General features: G+C 61.4%; 11 protein-coding genes. 3 read left to right on the top strand and 8 right to left on the bottom strand.

Annotated elements, in window-relative coordinates:
• Nucleotides 1-13: 13 nt before the first annotated feature.
• The 3 genes from carA to NXS98_RS01240 form a co-directional block, all read right to left on the bottom strand.
• On the bottom strand, nucleotides 14-1,174 hold the full coding sequence (gene carA, locus NXS98_RS01250; RefSeq protein WP_283846643.1) for a glutamine-hydrolyzing carbamoyl-phosphate synthase small subunit: 1,161 nt from the start codon (nucleotides 1,172-1,174) through the stop codon (nucleotides 14-16).
• A gap of 188 nt (nucleotides 1,175-1,362) precedes the next feature.
• Nucleotides 1,363-4,866, bottom strand: a complete 3,504-nt coding sequence (locus NXS98_RS01245; protein ID WP_283846642.1) for a hypothetical protein — start codon at nucleotides 4,864-4,866, stop codon at nucleotides 1,363-1,365.
• Nucleotides 4,867-4,877: 11 nt separating this feature from the next.
• Nucleotides 4,878-5,795 carry a hypothetical protein gene (locus NXS98_RS01240; protein ID WP_283846641.1) on the bottom strand — a complete coding sequence of 306 codons (918 nt, stop codon included), beginning with the start codon at nucleotides 5,793-5,795 and terminating at the stop codon, nucleotides 4,878-4,880.
• A 535-nt stretch (nucleotides 5,796-6,330) separates the two neighbouring features.
• On the opposite strand from NXS98_RS01240, the gene NXS98_RS01235 reads away from it, so the two are divergent.
• A complete protein-coding gene (locus tag NXS98_RS01235; RefSeq protein WP_283846639.1) occupies nucleotides 6,331-10,212 on the top strand; it encodes a CotH kinase family protein in 3,882 nt (1,293 codons plus the stop codon).
• A 90-nt stretch (nucleotides 10,213-10,302) separates the two neighbouring features.
• Here the strand turns inward: NXS98_RS01235 and NXS98_RS01230 are convergent, their stop codons facing one another.
• The 3 genes from NXS98_RS01230 to NXS98_RS01220 form a co-directional block, all read right to left on the bottom strand.
• Nucleotides 10,303-11,430 (bottom strand): amidohydrolase family protein, encoded by a 1,128-nt coding sequence (locus tag NXS98_RS01230; RefSeq protein WP_283846637.1) that lies wholly within the window; start codon nucleotides 11,428-11,430, stop codon nucleotides 10,303-10,305.
• Between the two features lie 82 nt (nucleotides 11,431-11,512).
• Nucleotides 11,513-12,913, bottom strand: a complete 1,401-nt coding sequence (locus tag NXS98_RS01225; RefSeq protein ID WP_283846636.1) for a DUF4832 domain-containing protein — start codon at nucleotides 12,911-12,913, stop codon at nucleotides 11,513-11,515.
• Nucleotides 12,914-13,112: 199 nt separating this feature from the next.
• The gene (locus NXS98_RS01220) at nucleotides 13,113-14,570 is read right to left on the bottom strand and encodes a nucleoside hydrolase-like domain-containing protein (protein ID WP_283846635.1); all 1,458 of its coding nucleotides are present in this window, start codon (nucleotides 14,568-14,570) and stop codon (nucleotides 13,113-13,115) included.
• A gap of 170 nt (nucleotides 14,571-14,740) precedes the next feature.
• Here NXS98_RS01220 and NXS98_RS01215 point away from each other — a divergent pair, with 170 nt between their 5' ends.
• The gene (locus NXS98_RS01215; RefSeq protein ID WP_283846634.1) at nucleotides 14,741-16,234 is read left to right on the top strand and encodes a M60 family metallopeptidase; all 1,494 of its coding nucleotides are present in this window, start codon (nucleotides 14,741-14,743) and stop codon (nucleotides 16,232-16,234) included.
• A gap of 20 nt (nucleotides 16,235-16,254) precedes the next feature.
• Here the strand turns inward: NXS98_RS01215 and NXS98_RS01210 are convergent, their stop codons facing one another.
• Nucleotides 16,255-17,319: an FAD:protein FMN transferase gene (locus NXS98_RS01210; protein ID WP_283846633.1), complete on the bottom strand. Its 1,065-nt coding sequence runs from the start codon at nucleotides 17,317-17,319 to the stop codon at nucleotides 16,255-16,257.
• A gap of 21 nt (nucleotides 17,320-17,340) precedes the next feature.
• Nucleotides 17,341-18,390 (bottom strand): putative Ig domain-containing protein, encoded by a 1,050-nt coding sequence (locus NXS98_RS01205; protein ID WP_283846632.1) that lies wholly within the window; start codon nucleotides 18,388-18,390, stop codon nucleotides 17,341-17,343.
• Nucleotides 18,391-18,630: 240 nt separating this feature from the next.
• On the opposite strand from NXS98_RS01205, the gene NXS98_RS01200 reads away from it, so the two are divergent.
• Nucleotides 18,631-22,377, top strand: coding sequence for a S8 family serine peptidase (locus NXS98_RS01200; protein ID WP_283846631.1), 3,747 nt, complete (start codon nucleotides 18,631-18,633; stop codon nucleotides 22,375-22,377).
• Nucleotides 22,378-22,390: the final 13 nt, after the last annotated feature.

The following is a 22,390-nucleotide window of genomic DNA, read 5'->3' as shown; positions in this document are numbered from 1 at the left end:
ACCCAGCCGCCGCTCAATGCCGCTCAATCATCTGCCGGAATTCGGCAAACAAGGGCGTTGAGTCATGCGGCCCGGGCGAGGCTTCCGGGTGATACTGCACGCAAAAGATGGGCTTATGTTTGTGCCGCAACCCCTCGACCGTTTGGTCATTCAGGTTGATGCGGTTCACCATCACCTCCGCTGGCAGGGACGCCGGGTCCACGGCAAATCCATGGTTTTGCGAAGTAATTTCCACCCTCCCCGACTCCAAATCTTTGACCGGCTGGTTGCCCCCGCGATGTCCAAACTTTAACTTGAACGTCCGCCCCCCCAGCGCCTGCCCCAAAATCTGGTGTCCCAGACAAATCCCAAAGATGGGCAAACCCGTGGCCACCAGTTCCCGCACCGCCGCCACCGCGTAATGCAAAGCCGCCGGATCGCCGGGGCCGTTGGACAGGAAAATACCGGCGGGCTTGTACTTCAGCGCCTCCGCCGCGGGCGTGTGCGCCGGCACCACCTGCACCCGGAAACCATGCTGACGCAGGCGCCGCAGGATGTTGTACTTCATCCCGAAATCGTAAGCCACAATGGGAATATCCGCCGGCGGCAAGGGCGCGCGCACCTCCCGGGGATTGACCGGCGCCGTGCCCTGCACCAGCCGGAAACTGGCGCTCATCTCATCTTTTTCGTCCCACAAGAACGGTTCGGCATGCGTGACATCCTTCACATAGTCCATGCCCACCATCCCATGCCACGCCCGCGCCCGCTCCACCGCCTCCGCATCCGTCATGCCCGGCTCCGTGCTAATAAAACCTTTCATCGCGCCCACCACCCGCAATTTCTTGGTCAGCGCGCGCGTGTCCACGCCCTGAATCCCGGGAATGCCGTATTCCTCCAGGTACTCCGGCAGGGATGCGTCCGCCCGCCAGTTGCTCACCACCGGCGAAAGCTCACGAATCACGAAACCCGCCACATGCGGACGCCATGATTCCACATCCTGACGGTTGATGCCGTAGTTGCCAATCAACGGGTAGGTCATCGTCACAATTTGTCCCTTGTAGGAGGGGTCTGTGAGGATTTCCTGATACCCGGTCATCGAGGTGTTGAAACACACCTCCCCGCAGGCCGAGGCTTTCGCCCCAAACGCCTTGCCGTGAAATACCGTCCCGTCTTCCAGCGCCAAAATTGCTTTCATGTCATGAGCCCGCACCGGCGCGCGATGCTAAGGCACAAAGTGACACGGTCAAGCAGGAATGGCAAATGACGGCAAAAACCGCCTGCCGCAGCATGTTTCCAGGATAAAATACGCCGCTCCAGCGCCAGCCGAGGAAAGGTCTCCCCGCTGGCCCTGTTCGCCGTGACGGACAGAATCTGGGAAGGGGTTTATTTCGCCAGCAGGTAATACCTGCTCGCGCCACTTAGACCGTCATAAACCGCGTATTCCTCTCCCTCGGTCTGGACCGGCAAACCGGCCTCCTGGAATGGGGCAGCCAGCGTCGGCGACGCGCGCAGCACCCACTCCGCCCCGGCGCTGACCGGCCATGAGATGCGAACCGCGTCCGGCGCGACAAACCGGATGTTCAGGCGTGGTGGCGCAGGCGGCTGCCCGGGCAATACCCGCACGTCATCCAAGAGCACCGTCTGATCCCCCTCCGCTGCCTGCGTAAATGCCAGCACCACGGTGGCGTTGGCCGCGGTAAATGGGATGGTGGCCGTGCGGTATGGCGCGTTGCCGCCCACGGGCGCAACGTTCTCATCCATCACCGGGCTGCCATCCAACGTGACCACCAGCCGGGGCGCGTTACCGCTGCGGGCGTTGTAGGCAAAGGCGAGGACGTAAGATTGGCCGGGCGTCAGACCGCGAAGAGTCTGGCTCAAGTAGGAGTTCTGCCCCTGCAAAAAGGCCACATGGTCCTGCTCTGGACAGGCTCCATTGTCCGCAAAGGAACCGGCCGCTGCCATGGTGACACCATAACTACCCCCGCCAGCCCAGCCCGCCAACGACGCCGGCGACACATACCCTGGCCAGGGAGGCGAGCCACTGGCCTCAAAGCTGGGATTAGCCACCACCACCTGGTTGGTGTCGCGTTGAATCAAACTAATCGCGTCCACCAGCAACGTCCGGTCGCCATTATTTAACGAAGGGCCACTGATAATTTCCAGCAACCCCGTGGGCGAGTTGGGAACAAAGGGCAGGTTCACAAAATAGTAGGGGTTGCTCCCGCCCACCAACGGTACCGTCGGTGTGCTGGCCAGTTCAACTCCGTTGAATCGCGCTGCCGCACCAGGGAAATCCCCACAACAATTGCGGGCGTTCAAGTGCATTTGCAGCCAATAAGTCCGGTTGGTATCCAAACCGTATATCGCCTGCGACAGCGCTGCCAGCCCTTGCAAAAAGGCCACCTGCCCGCGATCCGGAATCACGCCATTGTCGGCAAAGGGGCTGCGGCCATTGGGATGGTCCACCGTGATGGGATTCAAGCCACAACCGCCCACCTCCGTCCAGCCCTCGATATCAAAGTAACCCGGCCAGTTCTCCGTGCTATTATCCTCGAAACTGGGATTCCGCACATAAGCGGAACGGTTGCGCACCGTGAGCGTCGTGCCCGGCACCCCTACGTTGTTGGTGATGAGAAAAGTCACCACGCCGGAGCGAAAAGCGCTCACGGCAAAAGAGGCCGAGTTTGTCAAACCCGCCGGCAAATGCAGCACCAGGGTGCCATCCTGAGCGCCTACTGGCACGGCAACGGTGGGATCCGTGCTAATCACGAGAATGTCCACCGCCTGAGTGGCAGTCAGATATCGCGGCAGAGAAACTGTCACCTGATTGCTCCCCAACGGCTGCCCGCGGAACATCTCCACGGTGGTGGCCGAGATTTCCGTCTGGAGCGGCGGCAAAGCCAGCCCGAGAATCTGCACATCGTCCAGTAAAATGGTGCCCCCCATGACGTCCGCATGCTCAAACTTCAACTCGGCGGTGGACGCCGACGCCACCCAGCGCAGACTCAGCCGCGGATACGGCTCCGCAGGATTGACCGGCACCGCAACATCCGTCCAAATTGCTTCGCCCCCCATCCACACCCGATACAGCGGAGAATCATTGACCGCGGCACTGATGGAAAAAGAGATTTGATACTCCTGACCTGCCACCAGGTTGGATACTGTCTGGCTTAGTGAGGAACCACTGCCCTGAAGGAAGGCTACATGATCTTGATCTGGGTTGAGGCCCCCGCCCGCCGTGAAATCCGCTCCCACCCGATTAATTCCATAGGTGCCGGTGCCCACCCACCCTGAAATGGAAGCCGGACTGACCACCCCAGGCGAAGGAACATCGCCACTGGCTTCGAAACTTGGATTCCATAGTTGCACCTGGTTGGCGCCACGGGGAACCAGCGTCACCGCGTCCAGCAACACCGTCGCATCGCCCCCCGCCAAGGTAAGAAATTCCAACAGGCCCGACTCCGTGGCAGGGGTAAACACCACTTGCCGGTAGTGATAAGGATTGCTCCCTCCAACAGAAGTTATGGAGGGGATACTATCAATTTGAACCCCCGCAAAGCGCGTGTTCAAGGCCATGGTTCCGCCCTGACGCTTGTTGTATCGGAATTGCAGCCAATACTGCTGGCCGGGCACCAAGCCTGAAATCATTTGCGACAGACCGCCGTTCCCCTGATTGAATCCCACCCGCCCGCGGTCAGGAATGGCGCCATTGTCGTGAAAAGGCCCATCAGCTTCATTGACCCCCGTGTTGCCGCCTGGAATTTGCGTCCAACCGTCAATCGGCCCGTAGTGCGGCCACGTGGGGTTGTAATTGTTTTCAAAGCTGGGATTGGCCACCAAGGTGGGGCCCACCACCACTTCGATATATCCCCCGATGCAGGCCTCGGCCGCACTCGACAAGTTAAACACCGTCCTGCCCCGCAGCCGGGCGTCAACCCCGAATTCTCGAACGGTCACCCCCACGGGAAAGTTGAGAGTAAGACTGCCGCCCGTGGCGCCTCTTGGCTCGGCAATCAACGGCTGCTGGCTCGTGACCACCACCTCCACCGCCTGGGTGGCGGTTAGTTCCTCGGGTATGCGCACGCTAATCGTTTGATTGGTCTGGCCCGGATAGCTGGTAACAAGGTAGGTCGCCGGCCGGATGCACGGAATGGCGCTCACCGTAAAATTGTCAAACACGTTCACCCAGTTGCCTCCGTAGGCACCCATCCCCAAGGTTATATAATTACCCCGGAAGCCCCCCGTCTTGATGTATTCCGTGGAACCGGCCGCCAGTTGTACCGGAGTGTCATTGACGAACATCCGTACCGTGGCGGCGCTGTTGCCTTGAAAACCGGCGCTTTCCACCTCAATGCGCACGTGAATCTGTCCCAGCGGCAAAGCCGCCTGTCCCCCCGTGTCAGTAGAGCCATCAAAAACCTGGATGCCGCCATTGTGGCGAAAGAGAATTCCCATGCCATCGGAGGCGTTCACAAATGCCAGCGGTGAAGTGGCGCCAAAAACAATGCAGGCCCAGTCGCTGGAAGTGCCGCCGGGGTCATTCACGCCGGCGTCCAGGTCAAACTCAATGGTAAAACGGCCCCCTTCGGTAAAATTGTAATTGGGCGAAACCGCCACGAATCCCGCCCCCGCCAGTCGCAACTGACCCGGGGCCTCAGCGGCGCCCACCTGGGACCGCGTATCATCACCGGCATCGTTGTCCAGGTAACTCAAGGGGGCAGCGGTCCCGCTCTGGCGGCCTCCGGTGTTCTCAAAATTTATGTTGTTGCTTTGCGCCGATACCTCGAAGGTGTCGCGGAATATGGTCCGTGAAGTGCCCGCCGCCCAAACAGTGCTTGCAATGACACCTGACAGGAAAAATACCAGCAGAGGAGATGAGGTTTTCATGGCCAGTTTATTTAGGGAAAGCTGGGTAGATCATGACCCCGGTGGAGGGGTGGAGGCAAGTCGGGATGGTGGGGTTGGGAGAGGTTGAGGGGGAGCCAGTGGATTAGGGCCCCGGCGAGGGCTGGGGCCTTGGCGTTGAGGATTTGGAGTGGGCTTTGCCATTCTTTGCCGCGGTTGGGGCGGACGAGGTTGAAGTACAGCCAGTAGGTGGTGATTTTGGCCCAAAAGTCTTGGGGGCTGGAGAAGGTTTCGCGGTCGAAGAATTCGTCTTCGACCAGGCGGTGGACGGTTTCGACGTCGCTTTGCCAGGTGTAGCGTTTGGGAGGGATGAAGCGGTGGTCGGAGCCGAGGGCGCGGACGGTGGCGGGGAGGCCTTGGTGGTGTTGGTTGACTTGGAATTCACTGCCGTTGTCGGTTTGCCAGACCAGGGTGGTGAGGTTGACGCCGTGGGCGGCGAGGTGGGCGGAGAGTTGTGTGGCCAGGAGGGTGGCGTAGGATTTGGAGAGTTCGTCGGCGTAGCCGGTGAAGCAGGCGCCGGAGACTGGTTCGCGGACGGTGTATTGGAAGCGGGGAGGTGGAGGCGGTTCATTTGGGGCCAGTAATGGGGAATGTCCTGTAAATACTTGGTATCGGCGGAGAGTTGGGAGAAGAGTGGCCAGTTCCGTTTGAGGGCGCGGAGGAGTTTTTGGTGGCGGGTTTCTTTTGCGTGGGCGGAGGAGATGGTGTTGGCGGAGGACGCGGGCGATGGCGTTGTGGCTGCAGGGGAGGGCGATTCGCGCTGGAGGCGTTCGGCGCCGAAGCCGGTTTGGTGGCGGAGTTTGACGATTTGGCCTTCGAGGCCGGAGGGGATACGGCGGGGGGAGCGTCGTGGGCGGCGGCTGTGTTCTTGGAGGGAGGAGGGCTTGCCGGGCACGTGGCGTCGGAGCCATTTACGGACGGTGTTGCGGGAACAGCCGAACTCGCGGACGGCGGCTTTGATGCCGTGGGTTTTGGCGAAGGCGACGAGTTTTTGTCGCAACCAATGGCGGTGGGTGCGCATACGGTACAATTCAAAGTAGGTGGTGTGCACGCCGGGAGGATAGCAGATGGGGCGCGCCGCTGCTGCACCTCCTCCGGAGGAGGTGCAGCAGCTCATCCTTGCGGCGTGCACTCAACACGTTGATCTTAACCACGGGGGGGTCATGATCTACCCAGTCTTTCCCAATGGCCAGTTTATTTCGGGTTGAGCTTAATATTAAACTATGCTTAACTGAGCCGCAAGCCCTATGATGTCTTGGCCATTACCCACCGGCCAGTGCTGGCATGTCAATGACAGGTGACGTGATATTCTCAGCCGCAAATTGGGCGCCGAAACGCAACGCGGCACTCTCCTCGCCGACCTTTCAATGGCGCTCGAAAAAAGACCCGGCCCTTGTTTCAGCCCTGCTGCTGGCCGCAATCCTGCTGCTGGCTGGAATAGCACCCGTGGTTGCCCAAACCATCCGCATCAACGAAATCCAGGCCTCCAACGGCAGCACGCTCACCGATGACACCACCAGCACTCCGGATTGGGTGGAGCTTTACAACACCGGCACCAACACCGTGGACTTGCATGGTTGGGGACTTTCCGATGATTTGTCCACCCCGTTCAAGTGGGTCTTCACCAACGCCACCCTGGGGCCTGGTGAACTGTTGTTAATCTACGCCTCCGGTTTGAACCGGCAGCCCGGCACCGCCTCACCCTTGGCGCCAACTAATGTGCCCGGTTTGCGCGTGTGGTTGCGTGCGGAGGCGGTGGCAACCAATGACCCCACCCAAGCTCGCCCGGCGGCCGACAACTTGTTTGTGCGCGGTTGGCTCGACCAAAGCGGCAACGCCTTCCATGCCCGGCAGGATACCGAAGGCCGCCAACCCCAGTGGCTGCCGTCCCTCCCCGCCTTCAATCACCGCCCGGCACTCCGTTTTGACGGGGTGGATGACCTTGTGGTGCTGCCCGCCGTCCCCGCCGCCAACAACTTTTGCATCATCGCCGTGGCCCGCCCCAACACCTCACACCAAATTGACCCCCAATCCGCCACCGGCGTGGACGGTGTTTCCGGCCAGCGTTACCTTCTGGGCGCAGCGCATGGCGGCGATTACAGCGCCGGCGCGGGTCTGAGCCTCGGCACCAACGGCGCCAGCATTTACGAGCATGGCTCCGGCTACATGCCCGCGCTGGCGGTGGGCGGCCAGGTGGGCGCCGGCGCCGCGGTGGTCATCATGAACTACTCCAACCGCCAACCCACCCTTTGGATTCAGGGCAACCTGGCGGCGCGTGGTTTTTTCTCCGCCCGCACCAATGTGACCGCGCCGGTGGAAATCGGCTCCGGTGCTTACGGCGCGTTTTCCGGGGAAGTTGCCGAAATTCTCTACTACAACCGCGCTTTGACTGATGACGAGCTGTTGGGCCTTCAGCAGCACTTCGCCCATGAATATGGCCTCGTGTTCCCCCGCCATTACCACACCAGCTTCAAGATTAACACCGAGGGCGAACCGTTGCTGCTCACCCGGCCCAATGGAGTGCCGGAAGATTTTGTGCCGGCCATCGCCATCCCGCGCGATGTCTCCTATGGTCGGCAGCCGGACGGCAGCAACAGTTTCTTCTTTTTTGACCAGCCCACCCCCGGCAGACCCAACATCACCCCCGGCGCCACCGACTTCCTGTCGCCGCCACAATTCAGCCTGCCGGCCGGCTTTTACACCCAAGCCATTACCGTGGCCATAGAGAGCACCAACGCCGGCGCCCAAATCCGATACACCTTGGACGGCTCGGAGCCCACCACGAATTCCCCCCTGTACACCTCGCCATTCACCTTCACCACCCGTGCCGGCACCCCCAATGACCTGTCCCTCATTCCCACCGCCGGCGGCTGGCAGCCCCCCGTGGGCGAGGTCTATAAAATCCATGTCCTGCGTGCCCGCGCTTTCCGCACCAACGCCCTGCCCAGCCCCACCACCACGGCCACTTATGCGGTGGACCCTCTTGGCCGCGCCCGTTATCCCCTGCCCGTCATTTCGCTGGTGACTGACCGCAAACACTTTTTTGACCCCAACACCGGCATCTACGTCTGCGGCAACACCCCCGGTTGCAACTATGCGCAAGGCGGTGATGCCTGGGAACGCCCCGTGCACGTGGAATTTTTCGAGACCAACGGTTTGCGCGTCATCGCCCAGGAAAGCGGCGTCCGCATGCATGGCAACACCAGCTTCGGTTTTCCCATCAAAGCCCTCCGACTCCATCCCCTGAATCAGAAAGGCACCGAACCCTTCCGCTACCAGATTTTCCCCGACCTGCCCATCTACGAGTTTCACCGCCTGCTGCTGCGGCCCTCCGGCCATGACCATTACCTGACCATGATGCGCGATGGTCTGATGCAAAACCTGGTCCGCGAGTTGGGTTTCGATTTGCAGGGCTATCGTCCGGCCGTCGTTTTTCTCAACGGCGAATTTTGGGGCCTCCACAATCTCCAGGAAGCCTATGAGAAAAACTACTTTGCCCAGCATCACCCGGGCGTGGACCCGGAGGCCATTGACTACTTGGAAGGCTACTCTCCCGGCGCCTTCACTTATGAAGGCGACTCGGCTTGGTTTGACCAGTTGACCCTCTTCCTGCAAACCCACGACCTCCGCCAGGCCACCAACTTCGCTGTCGTCCAGTCGCTCATGGAGGTGGACAACTACCGCGACTATAAAATCGTGGAAACCTTTTATTACCGCTGGGACATCGGCAATCAGCGCGTCTGGCGGCCCCGGACCCCCAACGGCCGGCTGCGCTGGATTCTCTTCGATTGCGACGTAGGCTTTGGCGGTTTCTGGAGCCAGCCACCGGAAGCGCCCTGGACCTTCAACATGCTGGCCTATAACCTGGAACCCAACGGTCCGTGGACTCATTACCGGCCCGGTAACGACCACAACGCCCCGTCCATCACCTTTCAATTGCGGGCGCTCATGACCAATCCCGACTTCAAACGCGATTTCATCAACCGCTGCGCCGACTTGATGAACACCACGCTCGCCACCGCCCGCTTGACCAATTTCATCGCGCGCATGGCGGCGGAAATCGCGCCGGTCATGGCCGAGCACTGTGCCCGCTGGCGGTTTCCCACGGACTATGCCACTTGGAGCAATAATGTCGAATTTCTGAAACAATTTGCCATTCAGCGTCCCGAATACATGCGCCGGCACCTCACCAATCAATTTGGGCTTCGCGGCTGGGTCAACGTCTCCCTCAGCGTGAACGACACGAACGCCGGCGCCATCCGGCTCAATACCCTCCGGCTGGCCGCGCCGGCCAGCGCTCCCTGGAGTGGGATTTATTTCAGGGATAACCCGGTCACTTTTACCGCGGAGCCCCGGCCCGGTTACCGATTCAAAAACTGGCAGGGTTTCTTTGGCCCGCTGGCCACCAATCAATCCAATACCATTCTCCTGACCGGCAATTTGACCGTGATGGCCAATTTTGAAGTGGCCCCGAGCACCAATCCTCCCGTGCCCCTGCCCCATGACCTCACCCGCGGTCCATATGTATTCACCCGGTGGGATGCCAGCGCACCCGCAGGCACTTATCCCCCCAACATGATTTTTCTTCAGACCGCCACCAACGCCTCGCCCGACCCGGGCCTGTTAACCGAATTCACCAATCTCTGGGTCCTCCCCTATGACCGCACCAGCCGAAGCCGGATTTCGGGCCTGAACGAGGAGGGCTTGGCTTTTTTGAACACCAGCGACCCACAGGCCGACGGGGGCGGCTACCTCGGCGCAGCCGTGCTCGCCCTCAAAACCACGGGTTTAACCAACGTATGCGTCGTCTGGCGTGGTGGCACCGTCACGCCCAACAGCCGCCATTACGCCCTCCGCCTCCAATATCGGGTGGGCCAAACCGAAGCCTGGACCGACCTGCTCGACCTCGCAGGCCAGCCCGTTGAATACCCGCGCCACCCCACCGCCGGCCACTCGGCCCTGCTTGGCCCTGTGCCCCTGCCGGCCTCCGCCTGCAACCAGTCCTACGTCCAGTTGCGCTGGAAATATTACTGGCAAAGCGGCGCCAGCGGACCGCGCGACCAATTACGGTTGGACGACATCACCATTTACGAAGCCCCTGCCGGGTCCCCACCCCGTTTGGAACGCCTTCAATTAACCGGCGGTTCAACCCTCTCCGTGGGCTTTCACAGCCTGCCCAATGCCACCTTCTCCCTGCTGGCATCCTCCAATCTCACCCATTGGACGCTCCTGCAAATGATTACCGCTGATGCCAACGGAAGGCTGGAGTTCAACCTTCCCCTGGCTGAACGCCAGCCGGCAGGATATTACCGCCTGCGCAGCCCTTGAACCGTGTTTCAGGTCTTTGCCCATCAAGAAACTCTTCCCGCGTTTTCACACCAGCGTAAAAAGGGTTTGCCTGCTCACGGTGGAAATGGCTCACGGTTGCCGCCATAGTATTTTCATGGCCGTCTCCCGGTAAATCTTTCTCAGCGCCGCCTCGGGCAATCCAAATCCCGCCAGCGGCCAATGGTAATTGTAGAGGTCAAGTTCATAAAAATGTTCGTCTTCCGTCTCCAAAATGCGAAACGAGCTGCGGTACATGCGCGCCGCCCGCCCCTGATCCGTCCCATAAACCACCCGGTCCGCGTAACGGGTCAGAAACGCGCTCGTGGCCCGCGGGGTGGCCGCCATTTCCCCGAAACGCGCCGACACATCCACATATAGGTTGGGATGCGCATCCAACAGCCTGCCCAGGCGCCCCAAGTCATAATCCAGATTGGCCAGATGACAGGCCACAAAAATGGTTTGCGGATGCCGCTGGAGCGTTCGTTCGAGAATCTGAATCATGCCTTCATGGCCCACAATGTCCGGTTTGTTGTCCAGCCGCCACCGGTAGGCATTCATCAGCCCGTCATTGTGACGATCCATGGGTTGGTAGGCCCACACTGGATCCGACACGTGCAGGTTCACGGGCAACCCCAGCTCGGCGGCCTTGCGCCAGATCGGATCCAGCCGCGGATCGTCCGGGTGGAGGCGCGCCTTGGGGTCCGCGGAGCGAGTGATGCCCGATCCCTTGTCGCTGATCTCACCAATGCCGCGCGCGCCCGCGCGGAAGCACCGCTCCAATTCGGCCACCGCGGCGGGGCCGAAACCGGGTTGGTCCCATCCGCTTAAATCCAGGCCACACCACAACTCGAAGCGGTCTTTATGCGGGCCATATAATTGGACCCACTGGTTAAAACGCTCGCCCGTCGCCCCCGTCAGCACCATGGATTTTTCAATGCCAGCCTCATCCATGGTCTTGATCCACTCCTGCACTTGTTGCGGGGTGGTGGCATAGGTATGCACGTGCATGTCAATCGCCGAAAATCGCGCCCGGCGCACCTCCGTGACCGGGATTTTGTGAATGGGCCGGGGCCGATAATCTTTCAACAAGAGCGTCTCCGGCAGCGACGGCGCACTCGCCCCCTCCGACGGCATGACGGCCTGGGCGGCAACTTGCCCGCCTGCCAATCCCCACACCGCCCCCACAAGAGAAATCCAATGAATCATGAGCTTTTTCATGGCACCAGTCTATGGATTCAGCAGCCAGCACTCTCTCACAGACGCCCGCCTCGTCAAGGAGGTCATGCCCTTAAAACCCGCCTCAGGGCAGGCGTAACTCCGCCAGACTTAGCCAGCCGGGCAGATGTCGGTCCTGGGTTGCATTGGCAAAGCGCAACGGCAACCCGTTGGGAAGGGGATTAACCACCCGCAACACCAGGTGGTATGTGCCGGCGGAAAGCCCGGCAACACTGCCCTCATGCCGCCATGCCGCCGCCGTTTCACCGGGGATGACGGTGGTTAATCGCCAGTCCGTTTTCCATGTGACCACGCGCTCATGGGCCGCGTTCACCAAACCCAATTCCAGCGGCCAGTCGTAATAAAAGGGCGCCTCGCCGGTATTGGTGACCATGAGCGTTGCCGCCAGTTTTCCCCCGGCAGCCACGATTTCCGCTCGGGCCACATGCAGCTCGTAGCCCATGCGTTGCACCGCCCGCAACGCCCGCTCACGGGCCGCTCCTTGCACTTTGCCACGAAACACCCCCTCATTGCATAGCCAGGAGACCCGCGTCACCTCCACACACCGTTCAAACTCCTGCCCCGCGGGCGCGCAGGAAGGCTCATCAAACAGGCACTTCCAAACCTCCGGGCGCACCTCGCCGCCTATAGGTTGCGTCCGCCATTTGTCCACCGCGTTGGCCGCCCGCAGCCGCGTCTCGAAAAACCATTCGTTCCCCTTTTTACCCGTGTGCACCGTGGCCCAGGCGAATGAATCATCGTGGTATCCCAGGGGCCGCCGGCTGTTGTCTACATACCTGGAATCATTAGGCCCGGCCGGGTAACGCGCCAGGAGCCTGGTTTTTTTGAACGCGGCCTCGTAGGCGTCCATCACCTCGCGTTGCACCGTTTTGGAGGCAAACCATTTTTCGTTGGGATAATTGTGCCACTCCCCCCAGGTCCCCAGCAGCCCCAGTTGAACAAACCCCAGTCGCGGGTCTCCATCATAACGGCGGCCCAAGGCATGAATGAAATTCGTCAACGCCGCCCGCAAACGCGGGTCTTCGTAATCCGGCGTGTGATCCACCGCCGGCGGAAATGGCTGCGTGTTGGTGTTGGTCCAGCGCCGCAAAGTCAAGCCGGCGTCAATCAGGTATTGGGGCACACCCGTTTTCCTGCCGGGCCATTCCAGATAAAACCGCGCAATAAACTGATGCCCGCGCGAGGCCGCCGCATTGAGTTTTGCTTCAAACACCGCCCAGTTGAAATTCGTGGGGCCCGTCATTACCTCCGAAAGCCGCGTGTAATCCCACTCCATGCTGTGGGGAAAGGTCCTGTCCTCGCGTAAATAGGGCACAAACCCCTTCAGGGGGTTGTCTGGCGGTGCGGAGGTATAGGCCAGAGTAAAGACCATGTTGCCGCTGCCGGCTGCCCCCGCCACGCACCAGGGCAACAGAACCAGCGCCCATAAGAACTTCAGCCTGCTACTCTGGCCGGTGCTCTTCATGAAGTTTATGATAACATTTACCATTTTTTTCCCATGCCGGACTCCTGGCAAAGCTCCGAAAAAGCCCTCCCTCCCTACCAGAGGCGTGACCGGCAGAAACACAGCCGCCGCGATTTCTGCTTATCATGTGCGCGCCTTGCGGCCGGGGGGCCATTCCCCCCGTTTCCAGAGACCATGCAGCAGCGGGGCATCGCACTCATCAAGGCTGAATGTTCACCACGGCCCGCCGATAGGCCCAGAGGCTCGGCGTGCCGCGGTCCTGCACTTCCAAAATAATGTGAATGGTGGCCGGTGGTTTAACCGCCGGAACGGTGAGCCGTGTGCTCAGCCCTTGAGTATGGCTCAAGGCCACCTCGGGCGGAAATTGCCTTCCGCGCGCATCGCGCAAGGTGCTGGCCTCGGGATAAATCCACCAGCGCACCTCCACGGCATGGCCGTCCGGATCACGCGTCCCCTCCGCGGAAAGCGCCACTGTCTCGCCGGGTTTCGCCTGGATTTCAAGGACTTCTTTGGAGGTGTCGCCATTGAGGACGGCGATGGGGTTGTGATTGGCCCGGGCGTAATCGTCCACCACACACCAATCCATCCGCGCCGCAAAGTCATGCTGAAAATGCTCGCGCCAGCGCCAGATGGTGGCCATGTCCGTGCATTGGGTCTGCCCGTTGTCAGCGGTGACCAGGTCGCGACTGTCTTGGTTGTTGGTCCAGATGGGGCGCGTTTCTCCATACGCCTGATAAAGGGCGTAGCGGCCGCCCCACCCGCCATAAGCGGGACTCACATGCCAGCCCAATCCATTTTGGATGAGGCCAAGGAACGATGGCGTGTCCCCTTCCATGATGTACTCCAGCCGCGGGTAGAGCGCGCCCAGGGGGCCGTGATTTTTAATGATGTTCTCCTCCAGCCAGGGGTTGTCCACCAGGTGGAACTTGTGGCCGGGGCCATTTCGGTAGTGGCGGTCGCCGCTGATGCCGGTCCACGTGGCCCGCCAATACTCCTTCCAATCCGGGCCGCTGGGGCTGACGATGTAAAACAAATCAGGAAATTCACGGCGCAGCCACGGCCCTGAATCATCCTGGTCTGAAATCGTGTACACCCGCAATTTGGCCACCAAAGATTTCAGCGCCGCCGGTGAACGCTCCCGGCGCGCATCCAGCAGCGCCTGGGCAAGCGTATTGGCGCCTCCCCATACACTCACCCACAAGGGGCGCGGATCCGCTTTGTCTGCGGCGGCCAGCAGAAGGCGGGAGCCGGGAGAGCTTTTGCCTTCACCCACCGCTGCCATGCCGTAGCCGGGCTGCCCCGTGGCGGTGACGGCGCGCAATGCCTCCACTGCCGGGAAACCCGGCGCGTGCTTAAGCAGGTTGGGACGCACCTGCCCGTAGGCATCCAGTTGGCGATGGATTAAATCCACCCGCGTGGTCTTGCGGAGCCACGTGCTGGTGGTGGCCACCAATCCCTCGATGTCGTATTCATTGGCATAGACCAGAAAACGCACCATGGATTCTTCATCATCTGGCTCGTTGGAGATGTCGGTCAACACAAACACCCGCTGCCGCTCCGTCTGCGCCAGTGCGGCAAAGGTGCAAAGGACGGTCAGCAGGCTCCCGATGGTGCTCCGCCATGAGGGACGGAACCACGAGCATGAGGCGTGCGGCATACAGGCTTGATTTTTCCCCGTCATATTAGCGATCCCGCCCCGCCTGTCCATCACGTTAGCTTTATTTTCCGGCCCGTGTAGGGGATGCCTTGAATCTTCAGGCTCAGGTTGCCGTCAAAGACAACATGCGGCGTTGTCTTGTTCTATTATGCCTGATATTGGGCGGTAACATGCCATTCCACGCCCGGGCGGCAGTGGACGTGCAGGCCCTTAAGGCCGACATGGCCCATTTCACCGATGTCACCTGTACTCAGCTTAAGCCCGGCCTCGGCAGGGCTGACCTTGCCCGCTTTCAAAGCGAAGTCCTCCGGCAGGTGGCCGCCGGTTTGCTGGACGGCACGTATGACCGGACTAATCGCGCCGCCCGCTATGAGGCCTACCCCTCACCCCGCGCCCTCGCGCGCACCCTCAAACTGGGCGAGGGCTTCAGCCGTTACGAAAACATCACCGGCATGTACCTGGAAGCCGGGGAACACCTCGTCCTGGTGGGAGATACCGGCGGCAAATCCCTGGCCCTGCTCATCCCGCAGTGGATGCGCAAACCACCCCCCGGCGTGGAACCCACCAAGGACCCCAATGGCTGGGGGCTGAAACGCCAGCGTATTCCTCTCCATCCCGGCCTGAACGTCATCACTGTCACCAACAGCAGCAATGCCTACCTGGATTACTTTGACGACGACCCGGAAACGGCGCCGCCCATCACCGTGCATTTCCTGACCGGCCAGGTGAACGGCTATTTTGACATCACCCGCCATACCAACACCGATTGGGACCGCCTCCTGGAGCAAGCCGTCAGCCCCATCTTGGATGCCCGTGGCCGCCACATCCAGGTGGCCTACCCTGTCGAGTGGTTCAAGGTTTATACCCGCGGCAAAGGGGTGGAGCTCATCAACAACTATGACAAACTGCTCCACCACCACTACACCCTCATGGGGCTGGTGAAGTACAAGAAGGTTCCCCAAAATCGCATCCTCGCCCGCGTGAACTTCAATTACTACATGTTTCGTGATGGGGATGGAGTGGCCTACCTGGGCGATAAGAGCACCATGCGCAAGGTGGCCGATCCAGACGTGGTCATCAAGGGCGATCCCTGCTGGGGTTTTTGCCATGAGACCGGCCATGTGCTGCAAATGCAACCGCAAATCACCTGGGGCGGCATGACGGAGGTGAGCTGCAATATCTTCACCATGTACACCACCACCGCCATGGGCAATCCCAGCCGTCTCCTGGCCCAGAAAAATTACAGCGCCGCCCGCAAAACCATCATCGAGGCCAACCCCAAAATCTCCTACCTGGCCGACAAGGACGTCTTCAACCGCCTGGTCCCCTTCTGGCAGCTTCACCTCTATTTCTCCCGCCAGGGACGCCCCGATTTTTACGCCGATGTCATGGAGGAAATGCGCCGCCGCCCCCATGCCGGCACCGGCAATGACTCCATTCGCAACCAGTTAGAATTCATCAAGATTTGCTGCGACGTGGCCCAGTTGGACCTCACCGATTTCTTTGAACAATGGGGGTTCTTCTGGGTGGGCGAGTTGACCGTCAACGATTACCGCAACTACCAATTTCGCATTACCCAGGCCATGGTGGACGAAACCAAAGCCTACATTGCCGGCAAAAAATACCCCAAGCCAGCGGTGGACCTTACCCAGCTCGAAGACTGACTCCCGTCAGTGCCCACCCCCTAATTCCCAGGCGCCTGCCAGCCCGTAAACCGTGCCCAGCGGGAACTCGGTATCAGGCGAAAGACCTCCCCCTCTTTTTCCCGCACAATGAACAGCGCCGCGGCATTGGTCCAGCCCTCCACAAACTTTAGCCCCTCCTCCGGCCCCAGCACAAACAACGTGGTGGACAGCGCGTCCGCCTGCATGCCCTCCGGCGCCACCACCGTCACGCTGCCCAACTGGTGCTGCACCGGCCGCCCGGTGCGCGGGTCCAAAATATGCGCCAGCCGCCTTCCCTGCGCATCATGGAAAAATTTCTGGTAATCGCCGGAAGTCGAAATGGCCATGTCCCGCAACCCCACGGCGGCGGCCAGGGGGTCCTTTTCCCGCCACAGCTCCAGGGGGGCCGAAATCCCAATCCGCCAGGGACCGCCCCGTGCATTATGCCCGGCCACGCGAATTTCCCCGGCAATGGACACATAAACATTCGTCAGTTGATGGCGCTGCAACACCCGCCACATTTCGTCCACCGCATAGCCCTTGGCCAGCGCGCTCAAGTTCAGCGAGACCCCGGCCTTCCGCTTGCGCAGCTCGTTTTGCGGCGTCACCTCAATCGCCTGCCAGCCCACCCGCTCGCGGGCCTTTTGCACCGCCTCCTCCGAGGGCGGCGCCAGCACCGGCCCTTGCTCCCCGAAACCCCACAGGTTGATCAGCGGCGCCAGTGTCGGATCAAAAGCCCCCCCGGAGCGGCGGCTCATCTCCAACGCAAACCGGGTCACCGTCGCCAGCTCCGCCGAAACCCGCACCGCCTCGCCTTCCGGCGCACGGTTGAAGCGGGATAATTCACTGTCGGGCAGGTAATGGGACATCTGGCGGTTGATTTCCTGCAACCGCTGCTCCACCTCCCGCTCCAGGCGCGCGCGCAACTCGGCAGAATCCGGCGGCGCCACCACCGTCACCCGGTAACGTGACCCCATGGTTTCACCCGTCCAGGTCCAGGTGGGCAAATCCGCCGCCGTCATGCCAAGGATGGAGGCCCACCAAAAAAAGAGAAAAAATCGCCAGCAATTCAAGATAAGCTGCATGCGATTGACTCCGCCGCCAACTCAAGGAATCTGCAAGCGGAAAAACTGGCTGGGCCGAGATGAATTGACGGGCTGAGTCAGCCGCAGTTGCCCAAAGGCATCAAACTGATTGGTTTGCAACACCGTCCACGCTCCGGCATCGGCGGCCGGCTGGCTGGCGGTGAGCAACCGGCATTGGCCCCCCGGCGGGCCGCTGGCTTCCAGCACCAGTTCCTGGCCGCCCAGGCGCAAGGGTTGGAAGACGGGCGGCACCGCGGCAATGGTAATCGAGAACAATTGCGTTGCATTCGGTGGCACTCCATTGGTGGCGATTACTGTGCCGCTAAAGGTGCCGGCCACGGTGGGAATGCCGCTAATCAATCCCCCTGAACTGATGCTCAACCCAGGCGGCAGATTCAGCGCATAGAATCCCGGCGGCGGAGACCCGGCCGCCTGGCATTGGTATTGAAATCGCACGCCCACGATGCCGCTGGCCGGAAGTGGCGCGCTGGTGATGGAGGGCGCCTGCGGTGGCGGCCCTGAAGGCACCCAGGTCACCTTCATGTTGGTGAAGTTGCCGGCTTGGTCAGGGTAGGTATTCGTGGCCGCCGCCGGCCCTTTGGTCCACAGCAAACCGCTGGTCGTGTAAGGCCCCTGGCCGCTGTCTTCGGCGTACTGCACCCAAAACTTGTAATTACCATCCGCCACCAGGCTGTTATTGCCATCACGGCAGTTCCAATAAATCACCAGCGGGCTGTTGGTGCCGGCGTAATCGTTGGCCGTGGCGCTGGTGTAGCCGTCAAAAGCAGTGTTGGCGCTTAATCCTCCGCGCGCCGTGACCCACGCCGAGCAATGACTGTTCCAGTGGCTGGTGGTGAAGCTGCTCGGGCCTTGTTTGCGCAGGGTCTTGATAAATTGCCCGCCCTCCGTCGTCACCCATACCACCGTCCAATGCTTCGCGCCCGTGCCGTTGTAATCCAATAGAGTGGTGTCCAGTCTGACGGTGCCATCCGTGGCGGCGGGCGAAAGCGAGGTCAACAGGCTGAGCCAGCCCAGCAGGAAGCCGGCCCGCAAAAACAGCGATGATTTCATAGGCGGCAACAATGGTGCGGCCCACGAGCGTGTGCTGCGCCGCCCACCGTCTTTTCCGGCAGCCACAGCGAAAGCAGGGACCACATTTCAATATTTACACTTACATTAAACCATGTCGGCCGGCTGCACATCTTTTGCCTAAAACCGGCTTTCTTTTGGAGCACCGTGGACGCCCACTTGCCGGCTTTGCATCAGGAGCCATTCTGTCGCATGTTTATGGCGTCAGTCACCTTGGCGAGTATGCGATGGAATAGCAGGGTGTTATGGGTTGGCGGGCTGTTCGGTCTGCTCGCCGTGGGGTTGGGCGCGCTCAAAGCCCCGGCCGCCACGACTCCGTGGCGAGACGACCGTTTGCTGCTGCTGCCCCGGGCGGAGGTGGCGCAAGCCGTTTGGACGGCCGGCCTCCACCGGCTGGGGGTTAACCTCCGCCGGCAGTTTCCAGACATGGGGGGTCTCACCGTTCTGGAGCTGCCGCCCGGTGTGCGCGCGACGGAGCTGTTACCGCGCCTCCAGGCCACCGGCTGGTTTGAGTTTGTGGAGCCGGATTACCGCCTCCGCCCGGCGCTGGTCCTGCCCAACGACCCCCGCCTGCTGGACGGCTCCCAATGGGCCTTGCACAACACCCAGGCCGACGCCGATTTGGATGCCCCCGAGGGCTGGGACATCCAAAACAGCGCCTCCAACATCATCGTGGCGGTGGTGGACAGTGGGCTCCGGCTGACCCATGAAGACCTGGCGGGCAATTTATGGGTGAACCCCCGTGAAATCCCCGGCAACGGGCGCGATGACGATGGCAACGGCCTGGTGGATGATATTCATGGCCTCAATGCCATCGGCTCTCCCCATTCCACCAATCTCTGGGATGACCTCGGCCACGGCACGCACGTGGCCGGCATCATTGGCGCGGTGGGCAACAACGGCCTGGGCGGCGCCGGCGTGGCCTGGCGGGTGCAGTTGATGATTTGCAAATTCATGGATGCCACCGGCCATGGTTACATCTCCGATGCGGTGGAATGTTTCGATTATGCCCGCGCCAACGGCGCCAAAATCATCAATGCCAGCTTTGGTTCGTCCGAATATTCCTCGGCGCTGGACACCGCCATCAACTCCTGCCGCAACGCCGGCATCATCGTGGTGGCCGCCGCCGGCAACGACAACGCCAATAATGACGCCACCCCATTTTATCCCGCCAGCCTGGGCGTGCTGCGCGGCCGCGATAATGTGGTGGCCGTGGCCGCCACCGACCGCTTTGACAACCTGGCCTCCTTTTCCAATTATGGCAGCAACACCGTCCACCTCGCCGCCCCCGGTCAGAGCATCTTTTCCACCTATTATGACGCGGACAACAGCTATGTGTACCTGAGCGGCACCTCCGTGGCCGCTCCGCATGTCGCCGGGGTCCTCGCCTTGATGCGCGCCCGATTTCCCCTCGAACATCACACTCAAATCATCCGCCGGATGTTGGACGCCGTGGAGGTGCTGCCCTCCCTGGCCGGCAAATGCCGCACGGGCGGGCGCGTCAACCTGCGGCGGGCCCTCGCCAATTATCAAATCCTGACCACCAATTACGCCTGGATTACGCTGACGAACGCCCAAACCCTGACCCTCAGCCATGACAGCGTCAGCCCGGCCCTGCCCCTGCCCTTTGTGTTCAATGTGTATGGGCGCAATTTCACTGAGCTTTACGTCGGCGCCAATGGCCTGCTGGGCTTTTCACCCGCGGGTCTCAACCTCGCCACCAACACCGATTTCAGCGGCGCCGCAGACCCCGTCCACGTCCTTTGCCCGTACTGGGATGACTTGAACCCGGCCAGCAGCGGCTCTGTGACCTGGGGCGTGCGGGGAGAGCCTCCGCATCGGCAGGTGGTGGTGAGCTGGCTGGGCGTGCCGCGGGCCAGTTCCTCCAGCACCCGCCTGACCTTTCAGGCCGTATTGAATGAATCCGCGCAAACCGTGGTCTTCCAGTATCAGGAGGTGCAACCCAACCGCATACTCACCGGCGGCGGCGGACGCAGTGCCACGGTGGGCATCCGCGGCAGTGGCGCCCGCGAAGAGGCGGCGCGCTACACCGTCAACGGCAGCCCTTTTGTCCTGGCCAATCAAACCGCCATTGTGTTCGCCCCCCTCGCTGCGCCCGCAGCGGAACTTCTGCCGGCCACCAATCTGCTGGCCGCTGGCCCGGCCGGTGGCCCGCTGCTTCCCCAAGCCGCCCAATTTGAACTGACCAACCTGGGCAACACCCCCCTGCCGTGGTGGTCGGATAAAAATGCCGACTGGCTCGAAGTTTCCCCCACCGGCGGCGTTTTGCAGGTGGGCCAGCGCCTGCCCATCACCCTGGCCCTCACCCCAGCCGCCAACGCCTTGCCTCCCGGACAACATACCGCCCTGGCCCGCTTCTTTCTCAGCGGCCAGGAAGCTCCGCTGGCAGCGCGCTCAGCCACTTTGACGATTCGGGGCACAAATGCCGCTCTGAGCATCAGCCCCGAAACGCCCTACCTGACCGGTGGATACGAAGGCGGTCCTTTTGCCCCTGCCAGCTTTCTCTACACGCTCATGAATACGGGCGACACCGAAACAGCCTGGCTCGCCCAAACCGATGTGCCCTGGCTTGAATTGACCGCCCCTGCAGGCCGGCTCCCGGCCGGCGGCAGTGACACCCTTACGGTGGCCATCAGTCCAACGGCCATGCTTTTGCCCGCCGGCGTTCACACCGGCCTGGTTCAATGGGTGAACCAGACCACCGGCGATGCCCCCCTGCAACGCCTTGTCCTTTTGGACGTGGCCGCGCGCCCCGGCGTTTTGGTGGTGGCCCCGGATGCCGGCTGGAGCGGAGAAGCCGTCACGGGCAACACCCCGTTGCCGGCGCAGACCACCTACCAATTGAGCAACACCGGCCCCCATGCCCTGCAATGGCGAGCCATTTCAACCGTGCCCTGGGCCGAACCCGAACCGCCGCATGGCGACCTGGCGCCCGGCGCCATCACCAACGTTCTCGTCCGGTGGACCCCCCATGTCTCCACGATGCCGCCCGGTGATTACCAGGGCGTCCTGCACTTCGCCAATCTGACCAGCGGCGCTGGAGACACGCTGCGCGCGCTGAGTCTCCAGTTGAATCCTGAGCCGGGACGCCTCATCCTGCTCCCCCCCGCCGAGCCAGGGCTGGTCCTCACTCACATCCGCGGCGAAGCCTTTCCCCAGACGGCCCCTTCGGTTACACTCAGCAACGCCGGGGGCACAGAACTCCTCTGGAGCGCCGAAGAATCCGAAACATGGCTGGAAATCCTGCCTGCGGATGGGCGTCTGGCCAGCGGGGAAAGTGTGGAATTAACCCTTAACCTCACGACCAACCTGCATGCACTGACCCCTGGTGTGTACACCAATGAAGTGCGTCTGCTCAGTTTGAACGGAAGCTCCCAGACCAATGTCCTCCAGGTCATCTTGAATTTGCAACCCGCTCCCGGACGGCTGGCCCTGGTGGAGTCGCCTCCTTTGCTCCGATTTTATGGTTTCACTGCAGGCCCCCTCTGGCCCGAGGCGCACCCTCTCGGGTTGACCAATCACGGAGACCTTGCTGTGGCTTGGAGCGCCCAAATGGAATCCCCATGGCTGGAAGTCTCGCCTGCCGAGGGAACCGTAGCGGCTAACCGCAGCACTTCGTTGTGGGTCCGGCTGAACCTGCCCGCCCTGCCAGAAGGCCCGGGCACGGCCACCAATTATGTGGAAGTGCTCAGTGACACAAACCTGGTGGTGCGCCTGCCGGTGGAGCTGCATAGACAGCCTCTCCCCCAATTAGAATGGTCCTGGCAGGACGGCCGCTTGCAGCTTGCGCTGCCCGCAGTGCCGGAAAGGGAAATGATTCTGGAAACCTCCACCAATCTCTGGGAATGGCTGCCCATTTTGACCAACGCCTCCCCCGCCTGGGAAACCTTGCGCCACCCGTTTCCCGCCACGGAACTCCAGCAATTCTTTCGTTTGCGTGTGCCCTGATTTGCCCGCGAGG

The sequence above is a fragment of the Fontisphaera persica genome (genome assembly GCF_024832785.1).
In the GTDB taxonomy this organism is placed as follows: domain Bacteria; phylum Verrucomicrobiota; class Verrucomicrobiia; order Limisphaerales; family Fontisphaeraceae; genus Fontisphaera; species Fontisphaera persica.
The sequence above is the reverse complement of the archived record's forward strand: the minus strand, read 5'-3'. Positions and strand labels throughout refer to the sequence as shown.